The organism is Ochrobactrum sp. XJ1, from assembly GCF_024701725.1.
GTDB lineage: Bacteria > Pseudomonadota > Alphaproteobacteria > Rhizobiales > Rhizobiaceae > Brucella > Brucella anthropi.
Map to the genome: position 1 here is coordinate 74,179 of NZ_VDGD01000009.1, position 14,009 is coordinate 88,187.

The following is a 14,009-nucleotide window of genomic DNA, read 5'->3' on the forward strand; positions in this document are numbered from 1 at the left end:
TGACGAGTGAACCATTCCCAATGGCTAACTTTACTGCAAAGTATGTGCTGCCCCATACGACGTACACTATAAGGAGATGTACGAATCTTCCACAGATAACCGGTCTGGTTGGTAAGGTTTCAAAGCTCATATTGCGCCGTTCTCTTCACGCTCCATTCTGCGTTATCCAAAAGCGAGCATTCGTCCACAGAACATGACAATGAGCCACAATACAATCGAGAGCCCACCACTTATCGTCGCCAACTTGGATGCTGACCGTGATCGGTGAAAAACACGATATAAAACCAGCGCATTGATGCCGGCCAGGAGGATCACGATCATCTTGATCGCAAAGTAGCCATTGCTGAAATACTCCCTGATGGCCGGCGCAAGTAGCACTATGCCGGATATAATCGTCACGCAAAAACCAAAAATACCGATCTTGGACAGAGTGGACTGAATGGTTTTCTGGTTCAACTGAGGTGCAGCGCCAAGCAAACCCAAGTCTGCACAAAATATTGATCCAAATAATATTGATATTCCAAGAACATGGATCAAACTTATTATTGGATAAGCCCAAATCGATCCGCGAAATTGCGTTATAATTGATAGGTTCTCAATGTATTGTAAGGCTTCTGTCATTGCACTTATCTCAATTATTTGGGTTACAAACAAGCGATGGGGCCGCATCTCAACGCCCTAAAGATGCTGGCCGTCATAGACTTTTCGGGAAATCACGCTTCGATTTGTGTCAGCTTTTGATCTCCTTCTGCCACATGAGGAGAAGCCGTCGCGTGACGAAATGTTCGGCGTATAAGTGCGCGAGCGGGCAAAAGGCGAGCTGAGTTAAGGATGAAAGCTAATTCTGAACCCGTGTGGATCAAAGCCGCAGACATTGGCCCCACAAAGCCTGCGAAGATAGCGAGTACGCCGGCAGCGTCGATCAGAATTGTTCCCGCAAAATTGAACCAGACGATGCCCCGAACGCGTCGAGAGATATCAATCACGTCGATCAGTTTTGTCAGGTTGCTACCGATCAGGACGATATCTGCGCTCTCACGTGCAACGTCGGTCGCCGATCCCAACGATACGCCGACATTTGCGGCTAACAGTGCGGGCGCGTCATTGATCCCGTCTCCGACCATCGCAACCTTTCTGCCCTGACCACGCAGATGTTGTACGAATTCTCGTTTGTCGAACGGCGTCATTGAGCCTCGAAAATGAGCGATTCCGAGATCTCTTGCCACGTCGCGAGTCGTATCTTCCTTGTCACCTGAGAGAAGGTGGACCTCAATTTTGCGTGCAAGGCATTCTCGAACAAATTGCCGAGCGTCATCCTTGATTTCATCAGTAAGGTCGATTGCCGCGATGGCTCTACCTTCGGAAGCAACGTAAATACGTGTATGTCCCGTTGGGGTTTCATCCGCCGACGCATGCAGTTCAACAGCGTTCATCGCCATCCAATGGCGATTTCCAACGAGGATGGATTCGGATTGCGAAGAACTCGCCTCAATCCCAAAACCAGGCCGATACGAAAACTGATCGACTTTTGTTAAGCGATGGCCAAGTTGCTGAGCATATCCGACGATAGCGCGACCCACAGGATGCTCAGACCTAAGCTCCGCCGTTCCCACCAAGTCCAGAACCTCGCGCTCACAAAGGTCAGCAAGTGGCGTGACCTTTGCTATTCTTGGCAGTCCCCATGTCACGGTTCCTGTTTTATCAAGTATGACCGTATCGATGGTCCCAAGTTGCTCTAAATAAATTCCGCCTTTCACGATCACGTCGAGCTGGGCTGCCCGGCCGAGACCGCCCAAAACCGCCAACGGCGTGCCTGCTGCTATCCCACACGCCCCTGCGACCAAGATGACAGATGATGCTTGCACCAGATCTCCAGAATACCAGTACTGCAGACACGCGAGCGCAAAGGCGGCATAAACGATGTAGCTGGCAACACGATCAGCCAATCTTTGCATAGGCGACCGTTGGGCCTGCGCGGTCTCGACAGCATGGATAATATGGCCATACGATGTATCGTCACCAATCGCTGTGACCTCGACTTCCATTGATCCGGCTTGGTTCAGGGTGCCAGCGTAGACTAAAGATCCGACGAATTTTTCGGCGGGGATAGCTTCTCCGGTGATCCGGGCTTCCTCGATGAATGAGTGCCCCGAGACCACAACCCCATCGACTGGCACGAGGCTTCCTGGCTTTATCAGGACCACATTTCCTGGGCGCACGATTGATGCTTCGACATCTTCGTAGCCTCCACCAACTTCGTCCTTCCGGAAAACCGTTTGGGGAAGGTCCTGGAGCAATTCACGGATTGCACGGCGCCCACGTTCCAGCGTTAGATGCTCGATACGCTCTGCAATGAGTACGAATACAACGATTACAAGGCAGACAAGGAAGTATCCAGAAAAAGCCCCTGCGGCGATGGCAAGGGACATTGAAAGCTCCATAGTCATGCGCCGTTCACGCAGATTTTCCCACGCTTCACTGAATATCGGCCACCCCGCGATTAAAAGCCCAACTACCCCGTAGTAGCTAAATGGAAGATATATTTCCCGCCCTATTACGAGGATTGGTGGGGATGCGTCGGGAAATTCAAACCATATCGCGGCCATGCATATAAACGCGAAGAACAATCTGAAAAGAAACTCGAAATACCCTTCCGGCTCATGATCATGAACCGCCCGGGCGGTATCTGCTGAGGCGGCAGTTTCCTGCATGTCGTTACTCCGCTGAGTGGAAATATTGCGCCTATCGGAACATTGGATTATTGATGCATCAAGAGGGCATAATCGCATCATTCGATACACAGGGGGCATCGATATGGAGTTTGTTCAGCTTCGCCATTTTGTGGCATTGGCAGAGACATTGCATTTCGGCCGCTGCGCTCAGCAACTTGGCATCGCGCAGCCTCATCTAAGCCGCTCGATCGCCAACTTGGAAACGGAACTTGACGTAAGGCTCTTCGACCGAACCAGTCGGCGCGTCGAATTAACCGCCGCCGGCAAAGCTTTTCGTTCAGAAGCATTCGAAATTCTACATGGGCACCAGCGAGCCATAAATGCCGCTCGAACAGCACATATGACCGCCCGTGAGACCCTCCGCATCGGGTTTGTATCAGCCGCGACTTTCCACATCCTCCCTGAAACGATCCGCCAAATGCGAGCGGCGATGGAAGTGCATATCGAGCTACAGGAACTGACGACAAACGAGCAGATTGGGTTCCTGCTCGATGGTAAAATCGATCTTGGCTTAGGGCATCCTCCAATCGCCACGGCGGATAGGATTACAACGGAGGTCTTGCGGCCAGACGGCTATGAAGTGCTGTTTTACAACGATCATCCGATGGCTGACCGAAAGGCTGTTTCATTCGATGACATAGCGGGGGAGGAATTCGTTCTGTTTCCCGAGAGTCAAGGACCGGTGCTCTATAACAAGTTTCGCGAACTTTGCCGCAGCGCGGGCAAAGAGATGAAGGTATCGCACGTGGCTACCAGAATGCAGACTATTCATAGTCTCGTTTCCGCAGGTTTGGGAATCGCGTTTGCTCCGACGCATGCACGGCGCTTTCGGTTGGAGGGAACCGTGCGGGTCGCGCTCGAACCCTATCCCGAAATTTTAAGGGTGGATTTGGCGGCATTTCGCGATCGATTGAATAGGAAGCATAGCCTCAAGCTCTTTTTGGAGATAGCGCGATTACTTTAATCGTGAGATTCGATGACAACAGCAACGCGCCTCAAATCAATATCGATTTAGTTATCGATTAATATCGAATTGCACGTCGAAGACATGGATTAAGCTAGTCTATAATTGGCTCTGTGACCGTTGTTCGAGGACCGAGCCAATGAGAATCCTGTCGATTTGCCTTGCTGCCGTTTTGGCGCTCTCCGTGGCTCCCTCTTATGGACATCACGGTTGGGGCTTCTACGCTACAGGGCAACCGGTCTATCTTCGAGGACGGGTAACTGATGTGATTTGGCGAAATCCGCATCCATTCGTGACCATCCAGGTGTCCGCTGCAACGATGCCGTCGACGCTCTCTAACCTCCCCGTTCCCAGGGAGTTGGCCGAACTCGGATTTGAAGAAGTCCTTGCCAAGACGCAACCAGCTCCCTCTTCGGGTGATTGGCGTCTCGACCTTGCTCCCATCAATCGCCTGTATGCGTGGGGTATGCCACGTGAGCCAGAGGTGGGAGACGAGATTATCGCTATTGGTTTCCCATCATGTTCTGAACGGCGTGTCGCGCGACCTGCAATAATTGTTCTTGATGGCGTTGGTGTAAGGCAACAGTCCGTGGACTTGCCCGCCGGATGTAGCGGTTTGCCTCGAGGCTAAAGCCTGCCGAGCCAGAGGGGAAGCGCCGATAAAGGAATCAGGCTGCCCTTACCACCTGAAGGGTCTGAAAGCGATCAATCTTCTGGGTGTTCTTGTTTCTCTCTTTGCGAAAGGATACGCAAATGCATATCGAGCCGGGCGTCGTAAACGGAGTAAAACTCATTGAGTTACGCAACCGCCGCTGGTGCATCAGCACTCGCGCTCAAGATGGCGGCGAGCAACCTCCGTCTGAATGGAGGTGTTCCTGCGCTGGCTATGAGAAGCATCGTGACGACGGGGCTGGTTTTTTGTTTTTTCGAAATCCTTCCCAAGTATCCTGTCGGAGTCTCTGAGGTTCACTTTATTCTCGGATCAACGCTACTTCTCCTTTTCGGTGGCGGCGCGGCATCAATAGGCCTCGCCGCCGGCCTGCTATTGCAAGGTCTTCTGGTCTCACCGTTCGATTTACCTCAGTATGGAATCAACGTCACGACATTGCTTGTGCCGCTCTGGGGCATCCATCTTCTCGCCAAGAAAATCATTCCCGAAAAGACGGCTTACGTCGATGTCAGCTATTGGCAAGCATTGGCACTTTCGACGACCTATCAGGGGGGTATTGTAGCCTGGGTTGCGTTCTGGGCGTTTTACGGGCAGGGCTTTAGCTCCGAGAATCTAGCAGCGGTAAGCTCTTTCGGGGCTGCCTATGCCGCCGTCATTTTGCTTGAACCGCTCATCGACCTCGGAGTTCTAGCTTTCGCAAAGATCCTTCACAAATATACCTCCGGTCCACTTTTCCATAGCCGCCTTCATCAGCCAGCAGTCTAAAATCAGAGTTTCGATTTTTACCATCAAACAATATTCGACAACGCCGCGAAATCGGTTGGGAGATCAGTTCGCATTCCCTCAATCATTGTATCCCGGCCCGCGCGGGCTGATCACCAACCAAAAGGCGGAAGGCGCTTCCAGCGGCTAAGAGCAGTTTCTCGTCTGAGCCTGGAGCGCTTACAATCTGAAGACCTATGGGGAGGCCACGCGAATCTTTACCTACGGGGATAGTTATTGCTGGGCAGCCGACGAGATTGGTCCACCACAAGTTGGCTAAGTAACGCACGGCAAAATCAGGCATTTCGGCGAGTTCGGCTACTTTTGGGGCCGTTAGAGGCGTTGTTGGGGAAAGCAGAAAATCAAAGCGATTGAAAAGCTTCGCGCAATAAAGTCTCGCCTGAGCGCGGGTATAAAGAGCGTGGGAGTAATCTTCTCCGGTCCAACGCGCAGCGCGTTCCAGACGTGCCCGTGTTTCCGGGGCAAACAAATGCGCTTTTGGCATAATGCCAGCTCTGGACATGCCCGAAAGACGATCGGCGTCAGAAATCACGGTAAATGACGTTTGATAGGGGGTCATATCGACGCGATGGACTTCGGATATCTGACCGAAGTCCCGACCAATCATCTCGGCACTTGATCTCAATACAGCTCGGATGTCCGGATGAGGCGAAATTTCTGGAATAAAGGATTCTACCCATCCCCAGCGTGTTGAAGAATTGGAGAAGGGCGGCAAGTTCACTATTGCAAAATGCGTCTCAGGGTCGCTTTCATCCGTGCCCGCCATACATTGATGTAGACGAGAAACAGTTTCCACGGAGGCTGCGATAGAACCGATTCCCGAAAAGAAGAGGTTCGAGCCAAAACTACCGGCTTTCGGAACTTGACCATTCGAAGGGGCATAACCAACCACACCGCAAAACGCTGCTGGTCCCCGAATAGACCCCCCGCTATCTGTCGCGATCGAGGCATCTCCGACCCCGGCAGCAACGGCTGCGGCCGATCCACCACTCGATCCGCCTGCGGTTCTTTCAGGATCAACTGGATTGAGACATTCTCCGCCTATAGGGCTGCGAGGCCGAACATGCATGGCAAATTCCGCAAGATTGCACTTCGCGAAGATTTCTGCGCCGGCCGATCGCAATCTTGCAATCGGAATAGCATCCATTGCCGGTTGAAATCCTTTAAATGCCGCCGATCCCGCCGTAGTAGGTAGGTCATATGTGAAGAGATCGTCCTTTACGGAAACTGTCAGTCCGGCAAGAGTTCCGGTTTGTGGAGCCTTTCGCCGGTCCGCTATAGCGAGGAACGTGCCGTAGCTTGCGGTTGCAGTCCTCGCGCGGGAAAGCAGTTCGTCATCGCCTGAGCTTGTCCGTGACAGCGCTCTGTAAGGAGTTGCCACGACTATGGAAACTGCTGCCGAACCTAGCAAAAAGCCGCGGCGCGTCGTCTGCACTGGATAAGGCTCCCGAACTTCGGATATAGGCGTCCGGCATAGCACCATCTGGTTCAATCTTTTTCGTCGTCCACAGGAGAACCTGCTTCGTTGAGACGACGCATAATTGCGGGGTCTAGCCGGTCCTGCAGGTTCACGGCATGGAGATTTTCGCTCAATTGTTCAACGGAGCTTCCTCCGAGGATGACGGATGATACCGCAGGGTTTTTCAGACACCATGCTATAGCCAATTGTGGCGCTGATACGCCCAACTCCTTGGCGACAGAGGAAACCTCCCGCGCAGAGCGCATGGCAGCCGTCGGGTTGTCTCCAAAAACCATACTACGTACCCAACGTGTTTCGGCATCATTGAGGCGACCACTTCTGTCAGGATTTTCGTCATAGCGACCAGTGAGAAGTCCTGATGCCAGTGGCGACCACGTGATCAGGCCCAACTGCGAAGTAAGCGTTTGATGATTTAGAAGTTTGTTTATCCGGTCTTTGTGGAGCAAGTTGTATTGCGGCTGCTCGACAGACGGCCCGATCAATCCGTTGTCATGGCAGAAAGATGTTACCTCTTGGATCTGCTCAGGCTCCCATTCCGAAGTTCCCCAATACAGTATTTTCCCTTGGAGAACGAGCATATGCATTGTCCAAGCAAGCTCTTCGTAAGAGGCCGCCGGATCGTGCCGATGACATAAAAGGATATCGATGTAATCAAGGCCCAAGCGCTGCAAAGACTGGTTGCACCCATCCACAAGGTGTTTTCGGCTAAGACCATGCTGTGTCGGCTGCAACTTAGCGCGATCCTTGCGTTTAACTGCGCCGTAGAAAAGTTTGGTGCACAAGCAATAGGTATCACGTCGGCGACCGCTTTCCCGGAGGATCTCACCCACCATGCTCTCCACATCACCGCCTTCGTATGATTCTGCAGTGTCGATGAGGTTGATGCCGGCATCTAAGGCAAGCTGGACATAGCGGGACGCTTCTGCACCATGAAGCTTGGGACCGAAGTTTAGCCACGTCCCAAGCGCGAGCTCAGACACCTGCAGGGAAGTCGTCCCCATTCGTCGATATTGCATTGCTCAACTCCTCCCTACAGGACGTCTATGCGTGCATCGACGGGTGAAGTGACCGGCAAACCTACAATCTTACCAGAATGCGATCTCCTCAATGGGGCGCTCCAGAACTGGATCTTTGAAGGATAGACATTCTTTGGGTAGTTTTCGCTTACGATATAAGCGATCTCCCGCCGGACTCTTTCTACTCGCGCCGAGCTGCCTCTACAGAAAAAGTGCACGACGAAACCATGGCCGCGCAGTCCGTCGAGCTGTTTTTCAACGAAGAAATCGACTTCCTCAAAGTTATGAGACAAACGATGCTGCAGAACATCAAGGTCCGTATTCAGGCCGTTGATCTGGATTACCCTATCCAGCCTCCCTACCAAGGCAAATTGTCGGTCCCCTACGAAACGAACAATATCGCCGGTCCTGACTGATGAGGTCTGGTTCGGACGAAAAACATCTGTACTATTGCCCTGCAACGCCTGAGCGCAGCGCGGACCTGCGACAATCATTTCACTTGGTGTTCCACTGGTGTCGCAAGGCGGAAGCAACTCGATATCTTCGAACAACGTCCAGGCATGCGGTGTGACGTCCGTCCGCCTGTGGCCAATAGCGCCGGCTTCCGAAGAGCCGTAAATTTCGAATCCTTCCACACCATTTGGTTGGAGGGCTTCGATCGTTTCAGCGTATCTTGGAGACGCGGGCCCTGCCGATTGCACGATCGCGGCGCGCTGCCTCGACGCGAATGCAGGTTCACTTTTTTCTAGGGCGCGGAACGAAGCAGGAAGCGCCAGGATAAGCGAGGAGCTGAGGCCGTCGCTGGCAGCGGGTATTCCGGCGTCGGCGGAATTGTAAGTAAATGGTATGCCAAACCTCAGCGAAAGAGCAATGCCGCACAAAAAACCAAAAGCATGGTTTGGCGGTGCGAAGGAGATCACTTCGTCCGGTGTCGAACTGCCCTGACTTACAACAGCGGAAACCGCCTCGGCTTCCAATGCTATCTGAAATCTGCTCTTTCTGACCCTCTTGGGTTTTCCCGTCGATCCAGATGTCGTGAAAACGACGGTCTCGGGGATCAAGTCGAATGAAACGGAGGCGTCTTCACTTGGATCCGCCGTCCATTGAGAGTTCAGAAGTTCGGCCGGAAGCTCAGGGACGAGGTGATCACGGGATCTCCTCTCGAAGATCTTCGTTAAAAGCTGACGGTAGGAATATCGTTTGATCGATGACATTGCAGCCCTCCGACATTGCTAGAGCCCGGCCAGCGTAGATGCGTCCGCAATTTTGCGCTCGCAGAAGGCGACAAGCTTGTCAAAGCTCGCAAAATTTACTTGAACATCATCGGTGTAAAGATCCACCTGGATATCGAATGCGCCTTCCACCATTTCTACGAATTCCAAGGCGCGGAGGCTGTCGTAGTTCAATCCCTCGATCTCCGTAAATGGAAGGCTCGCGTCCGCCGTGGAAACGTCAACTTCAAAGTTGCTACGGATCTGTTCGTTCAACTTCTGTCGGATTTCTGCTCTTGTCATTGTGCTGTTCCTTTGCCGATTGCATACTCCGCGAGACTGGGGTGCTGAAATCGCTTGGAGCCACCGGCACCAATTCAACGAAGACGTAATCTCCTCGCCCGCCACCGGCAAAGAGATCGCTCAACTCCTGCAATAGACGTGCGCGCCAGGAGGCGGGCCGCTCCTTGGATATCGCGACGGCGACGTAGGCGATTGGTCCATCCCATGCTTTGTTCATCTCGATGATGTTCAGCGGGCCGGGATACACGTCAGCGAGGGCGATGGGTTGCCACATAATCAGCAGGTGGTGGACATCCACGCCGAGTCGTCCAAAAACTATGGTCATCTTCCTGCAGATGTCCCGACGCCTTTTCGGATCTGAGATATCGCTTTTTATTTGAATCGTGGGCATGGCATCTCACAAGACCAACGGCGGAAGATAAAATTCTGGCTCACGCAGCTTCCGGAGCAAAAGCTTGTACAGCGGGATTACCAGCGGATCTTGCCGAACAGCGCCGAGAGGCGTCCATCCAATCACCCCACTAGGCGCGCGTAATCGCCCCAGGAACCGTGAAAGCTGCGGCGACAGCGCTTGCTTTTGTTTAGATTGTGCGAGAGCTACTTGGTAGGTTGCATATAGTGTGGGCAAGCCACCTTCCTGCTCGAAGTATCCGGCAAGTCGAATGCGCTCGTTCAACGCCCAGAGTAAACTCTGGCTCACCTCAAGTTCGCCCAGCATATGCAAGATGCGACTTGCTTGCGCAGCCGCTGAGGTGCCCGTAGGACCACCGGGAACATTAGAGGCCCCTGTTCCTTCGAGGCAACTCTTCACAAATATGGACAACTGCCTGACGTCGATTACCTCCGAAATATCGACGTCTAGCAGTTGGAGAACCGAGACGGCGGCGCTCGTTGAAACGAGATCGGAGCCTCTGCCCTGCCAGTAACCGAATCCGCCATCGGGATTTTGAAGCTCGCTGATCCATGTGACGATCCTTTGTGGATCATCCAGCGTTTCTCCAACATAGCGCAACGATGCTATGGCCCAGAGTGTGCAACGAACTTCAGCACCGCGTCCTGGCATGTACATGATGCCGTTTTCCCAAGGCATGTGAGCCTTCTTCAACCAAGTTGAAAACGAAACAATGCTGGAAGCATTCCGTTGGTCATGCGCCTGAAACAAGGCCGAAGCAGTTGTCAGTGCATCACCCGCTATCTCCGGCTCCCGGTAGGTGTAGCCACCTCCGGATATCTCGAACTGCTCGATGGTGAACTTTACTTCCGTCGCGACTAGCGCGGGAACGGTAACTCCAATGGCCTGAAGAGCGCCAACGGCTGAAAAGTTGGCCCAGACATCGGTCATATCGTAGTCGTCCCATCGGACGAATCCTCGACCGTCAAACCTGCTCATGATCCAAGCTTTGCATTTCTCAATGTCCGATGTGTGGGCGGCGTGAGCACCGAGTTTTGCGAGAGCGCGCGTTGCCCTGAATGTTGCCCAGAGGCATGGTTTGTATTCCGGGGCAAAACGGAAGCCTCCATTTGGGTCCTGCATCGATTGCAGCCAAGAGATCAAGGAAAATTCATCCCATACCGAGCCACCAATCCCCGCCGCATCTTTCGCATGAACTGCGTAGTAGGTGGCCCGGACGTCGATCTGTTCGCTGGCGGGATTCCATGCCAGGCCGCCGTTCGTGCGCTGAAGACGCGACAACCAATCAGACAATTTCTCGATATTCGGAACTGGAATACCGACGACTTCGCGAAACACCCTTGTCGCATAATATGTTGCCCAGACGTCGGCGCTCTGTCCCGGCTTCATCGCGAAGCCCCCGTCAGGTGACTGAAGTGAATGTAACCAATCAAGCAGCGCGTTCGTGGCCGTGGTCCCGATACCAATATCGCCCAAAGCTTGCGTGCAGTAGAATGTCGCCCAAATATCGGAAGGCAATCCCCGCTGCCACGAAAAACTGCCGTCTGGATTTTGGCAAGAATTGAGGTAAGAGCTTATCTCTTCGCGCCGTTCGTCAGGTAATGGCTGTTTGAGCCAAGTCAGAGTGCGGACGGCAGCGTAGGTAGCCCAGAGGTCGGAGCCACCCCCACTGGCACCACCATCGGCGGTCCGTAGAAATCGAAATTCTCCCTCGGGATGAGATGTTGTGACCGCCTGCGTCATTGGCTTGCTCGAACAACGTTGGACTTTTTCCAGTTTTTTAGGCCAGCGCCGCTTTTCGTTGTTACAGGTAACTGGCTTACGACGTCGATTTGAACGTCGATTTCAGCGGTCGAGAGAAGTGCTTGCGCCGAGCGCCGAATATCATCAAACGAGGCACCGGCAGGAAGCTGTTCAAGAACAATGCGTGAGACTTCTCCACTCTCGATTTGGACGAGATAGCCTGTAACATCTAGGACGCGATATATGAGATCCTCTACGTCGCCGGCGAGATATTCCTTGCCGCCGATCAGAATCGTCTCTTCTTTCCGGCCGAGAATTTCGAGGCGGTGCAAATCGCCAATCGGGGGCAATATCCGCACCATGTCTCCAGTACCAAGGCGCAAGAACGGTCGCGCATAGCCGTGCAGCGATGAGATGACCAGCTCTCCTTCGGCGCCAGCGGAAAGGGGTTCGATTGAGCCGTCAGCCTTCATAATTTCGCAAAGGAACGAATACTGAAGGATATTGAGATCGCCATTGGCACCGGCCGCTGCTATGGTTCCGGTTTCAGTTGATCCATAACTGGCGTTGAAAACTTTTGCCGACCACCAGTGTTCAAGGGCTTCCTTCATTCCCTTCGTAACGACCTCTCCGGAAAGCATGATTTTTCTTACCTGAGCAGAGACTTCATCGAACGTTCCCCGTTGCTTCAACACACGTGTGAACTGAAGAAGCGTGCCCGGAGAACACCAAATGACGGTCGGTTGGAAGTTTCGAAATATCGCCTCCAAGCGATCCCATGTGACAATACCCTGAGTGAACGGATAGGCACGCGCAGTTGCACATCCAATGATTTCACAGCACCCGGCTACCAGATCGCCGATCGGTGCGACATCTGATGGGAGTAGAATAATGGAACGGTCGCTGGTCTTTATGATCTCGGACCAGAGCAGTGCGACGCCGGTGTAATTCCATGCCAGGTCTGCTTTTGTTCTTCTCGTCGGGGTGGGTTGGCCGGTGGTGCCAGACGTTTCATAGTATTTTACGATGTCTTCGCAATTCTCATTTTCAAAATCCGCGAATTTCTTCTTGAAGTCAATTTTCGAGACGACAGGCAATGACGCAAAACGCTCTGTTGAAAAATCTCCAAGGTTCGCATAGAATGCCGTAGATCTCGCCCGAGACCAGGATTCCTCAAGCCATAAATCGATATGTCTATCGAAGGATCGTATTTTGTGCCTAATGTCTTGAATAGCATCGGCGCCACACTGGCCGCTTTTGTCAGTATCATGCGGATATAATTGAGAATAGCGCATGCCACATCTCCGGCGAACAACGTTTAATTACATCAATTCATTTTCATGCTTTTTTACTCGAATATTTTCTCTTGATGGTTGCTAATAACCATTCGCCGATCAATGACGGAATTGGTATATTGCAATGCACAAAATGCATCGCCGACATTCGGCGACCGATAAGCATTTCTCGACACCACGTTCGGTGCGGGAGTCGACTTCGGTGCCATGGCCTCCGACTTCTCATCGAGCATTTGGGCTGGTGCGCCCTCTATTTCGCCATCGCCGTCATCTAGATTCTGATCCTCGTGCTTGGGACATCCCGGATCAGGGAATCACGCGACCCGGATGCGCACGGGATCGACTGGCCGGGAACGATCCCGTTAACGGCCGCCCTGGTCGGCCTGACCTTTGCCATCGTGCTCGGCCCGCAGCAGGGTTGGGCGAGCACCACGGTTCTCGGCCTGCTCGGCGGCGCAATCGTGCTGCTCGCGGCCTTCGTTACCGTCGAGCTGAAACGCGCGCATCCGATGCTCGACCTGTCGCTCTTCCGCTATCCGCGTTTCATCGGCGTCCAGCTTCTGCCGATTGCGACCGGGTTCAGCTTCGTCGCCTTGATCGTCTATTTGCCTATCTGGTTCATGGCCATTCAGGGCCGGGACGCCTTCGCTGCCGGCCTCGCCATCCTGCCGCTCACCACACCGATGCTCGTGGCGCCGTTGATCGCCGGCCGGCTGGCAAAGTTCGTCTCGCCCGGCATTTTCTCCGGCATCGGCTTCCTGATCGCCGCCGCCGGTGCGCTGCTGCTCATGCCCCTTTCGCCGGAAGCCGGGCCTGGCCCGATGATCTTGCCGATGCTGCTGATCGGGTCGGCAATGGTCTGCCGTGGGGATTGATGGACGTGCTGTCGGTGAGGCGATCACCTTTTCCTCTTTGGGGGGTAGTCGTTTGCTAAGAATCCGGCAGACGGTTGAGCGTGAGCGGCGGCGGGAGGACCGATCTGCGACCGGTGTTTTCTTTCTCTCTCCCTTTTCTTTACCCACTTAATTTGACACGAAGAGGTCATGAGTTGTGGCAACGCTCGTGGCGCGGCTCTGAAATGAGGACAAAAAAGGGCCAATGCCGCGCTACGATCAACGTGGAATTCCTCCCAGATCGCCCGCTGTAGGCCGTCGAAAACCGCGGCCCATAAAGTGTGGAGATCTCGAACCTCCAGATTGGAACAGCTGCTGCGATAGAACTGGGAGGTGACCGCCAGATGCATCAGCTTAGTGCTCGTGATCACATGAAAACCAATAAGTGGTAATGCAGCAATGCAAACACTCAGACATCCTTTCGAATTGGCAGGCAGATCCGCTGATGTTGCCGAATGAGGGCTAACGGCGGAGAACTCTGTTTATCAGAAAGACTGCCCGATAGGC

12 protein-coding genes and 1 pseudogene are annotated in these 14,009 nt (G+C 53.3%); 4 read left to right on the top strand and 9 right to left on the bottom strand.

Features of this window, described 5'->3' with window-relative positions:
• Positions 1 to 162 precede the first annotated feature (162 nt).
• Together FG152_RS17245 and FG152_RS17250 are read right to left on the bottom strand one after the other, a co-directional pair.
• Positions 163 to 621, bottom strand: a complete 459-nt coding sequence (locus FG152_RS17245; RefSeq protein WP_498987389.1) for a hypothetical protein — start codon at positions 619 to 621, stop codon at positions 163 to 165.
• Positions 622 to 713: 92 nt separating this feature from the next.
• Positions 714 to 2,711, bottom strand: coding sequence for a heavy metal translocating P-type ATPase (locus FG152_RS17250; protein WP_498987391.1), 1,998 nt, complete (start codon positions 2,709 to 2,711; stop codon positions 714 to 716).
• 103 nt (positions 2,712 to 2,814) lie between these two features.
• Between FG152_RS17250 and FG152_RS17255 the strand changes: the two genes are divergently transcribed.
• The 3 genes and pseudogenes from FG152_RS17255 to FG152_RS17265 all read left to right on the top strand — a co-directional run bounded on the left by FG152_RS17255 (position 2,815) and on the right by FG152_RS17265 (position 5,131).
• Positions 2,815 to 3,696 carry a LysR family transcriptional regulator gene (locus FG152_RS17255; protein ID WP_498987392.1) on the top strand — a complete coding sequence of 294 codons (882 nt, stop codon included), beginning with the start codon at positions 2,815 to 2,817 and terminating at the stop codon, positions 3,694 to 3,696.
• 139 nt (positions 3,697 to 3,835) lie between these two features.
• Positions 3,836 to 4,327: a DUF6152 family protein gene (locus tag FG152_RS17260; RefSeq protein WP_498987394.1), complete on the top strand. Its 492-nt coding sequence runs from the start codon at positions 3,836 to 3,838 to the stop codon at positions 4,325 to 4,327.
• Positions 4,328 to 4,449: 122 nt separating this feature from the next.
• Positions 4,450 to 5,131, top strand: a pseudogene (locus FG152_RS17265) (energy-coupling factor ABC transporter permease).
• An 82-nt stretch (positions 5,132 to 5,213) separates the two neighbouring features.
• On the opposite strand, the gene FG152_RS17270 reads toward FG152_RS17265, so the two are convergent.
• Genes FG152_RS17270 through FG152_RS17300 form a run of 7 tightly spaced genes read right to left on the bottom strand, consistent with a single transcriptional unit; the run spans position 5,214 to position 12,609 of the window.
• Positions 5,214 to 6,632, bottom strand: coding sequence for an amidase (locus FG152_RS17270; RefSeq protein WP_498987847.1), 1,419 nt, complete (start codon positions 6,630 to 6,632; stop codon positions 5,214 to 5,216).
• Positions 6,633 to 6,637: 5 nt separating this feature from the next.
• Positions 6,638 to 7,645 carry an aldo/keto reductase gene (locus FG152_RS17275; protein WP_498987395.1) on the bottom strand — a complete coding sequence of 336 codons (1,008 nt, stop codon included), beginning with the start codon at positions 7,643 to 7,645 and terminating at the stop codon, positions 6,638 to 6,640.
• A 14-nt stretch (positions 7,646 to 7,659) separates the two neighbouring features.
• Positions 7,660 to 8,859: an AMP-binding protein gene (locus FG152_RS17280; RefSeq protein WP_498987397.1), complete on the bottom strand. Its 1,200-nt coding sequence runs from the start codon at positions 8,857 to 8,859 to the stop codon at positions 7,660 to 7,662.
• 18 nt (positions 8,860 to 8,877) lie between these two features.
• Positions 8,878 to 9,132 carry a hypothetical protein gene (locus tag FG152_RS17285; RefSeq protein WP_498987400.1) on the bottom strand — a complete coding sequence of 85 codons (255 nt, stop codon included), beginning with the start codon at positions 9,130 to 9,132 and terminating at the stop codon, positions 8,878 to 8,880.
• Complete coding sequence (locus FG152_RS17290; protein ID WP_498987402.1) at positions 9,113 to 9,550, bottom strand: hypothetical protein; 438 nt, start codon at positions 9,548 to 9,550, stop codon at positions 9,113 to 9,115. Before FG152_RS17290 ends, FG152_RS17285 begins: the two co-directional genes overlap by 20 nt.
• Before the next feature lie 6 nt (positions 9,551 to 9,556).
• Positions 9,557 to 11,314 carry a prenyltransferase/squalene oxidase repeat-containing protein gene (locus FG152_RS17295; protein ID WP_498987405.1) on the bottom strand — a complete coding sequence of 586 codons (1,758 nt, stop codon included), beginning with the start codon at positions 11,312 to 11,314 and terminating at the stop codon, positions 9,557 to 9,559.
• Positions 11,311 to 12,609, bottom strand: a complete 1,299-nt coding sequence (locus FG152_RS17300) for a phenylacetate--CoA ligase family protein (RefSeq protein ID WP_498987408.1) — start codon at positions 12,607 to 12,609, stop codon at positions 11,311 to 11,313. Before FG152_RS17300 ends, FG152_RS17295 begins: the two co-directional genes overlap by 4 nt.
• A 287-nt stretch (positions 12,610 to 12,896) precedes the next feature.
• Between FG152_RS17300 and FG152_RS17305 the strand changes: the two genes are divergently transcribed.
• Positions 12,897 to 13,484: an efflux MFS transporter permease gene (locus tag FG152_RS17305; RefSeq protein WP_498987411.1), complete on the top strand. Its 588-nt coding sequence runs from the start codon at positions 12,897 to 12,899 to the stop codon at positions 13,482 to 13,484.
• The last annotated feature ends 525 nt before the right edge of the window (positions 13,485 to 14,009 follow it).

What these genes read in the sequence shown, in the direction of transcription:
- FG152_RS17245 (WP_498987389.1), bottom strand. Translation starts at nt 621, where the DNA reads ATGACAGAAGCCTTACAATACATTGAGAACCTATCAATTATAACGCAA.
- FG152_RS17250 (WP_498987391.1), bottom strand. Translation starts at nt 2,711, where the DNA reads ATGCAGGAAACTGCCGCCTCAGCAGATACCGCCCGGGCGGTTCATGAT.
- FG152_RS17255 (WP_498987392.1), top strand. Translation starts at nt 2,815, where the DNA reads ATGGAGTTTGTTCAGCTTCGCCATTTTGTGGCATTGGCAGAGACATTG.
- FG152_RS17260 (WP_498987394.1), top strand. Translation starts at nt 3,836, where the DNA reads ATGAGAATCCTGTCGATTTGCCTTGCTGCCGTTTTGGCGCTCTCCGTG.
- FG152_RS17270 (WP_498987847.1), bottom strand. Translation starts at nt 6,632, where the DNA reads ATGGTGCTATGCCGGACGCCTATATCCGAAGTTCGGGAGCCTTATCCA.
- FG152_RS17275 (WP_498987395.1), bottom strand. Translation starts at nt 7,645, where the DNA reads ATGCAATATCGACGAATGGGGACGACTTCCCTGCAGGTGTCTGAGCTC.
- FG152_RS17280 (WP_498987397.1), bottom strand. Translation starts at nt 8,859, where the DNA reads ATGTCATCGATCAAACGATATTCCTACCGTCAGCTTTTAACGAAGATC.
- FG152_RS17290 (WP_498987402.1), bottom strand. Translation starts at nt 9,550, where the DNA reads ATGCCCACGATTCAAATAAAAAGCGATATCTCAGATCCGAAAAGGCGT.
- FG152_RS17295 (WP_498987405.1), bottom strand. Translation starts at nt 11,314, where the DNA reads ATGACGCAGGCGGTCACAACATCTCATCCCGAGGGAGAATTTCGATTT.
- FG152_RS17300 (WP_498987408.1), bottom strand. Translation starts at nt 12,609, where the DNA reads ATGCGCTATTCTCAATTATATCCGCATGATACTGACAAAAGCGGCCAG.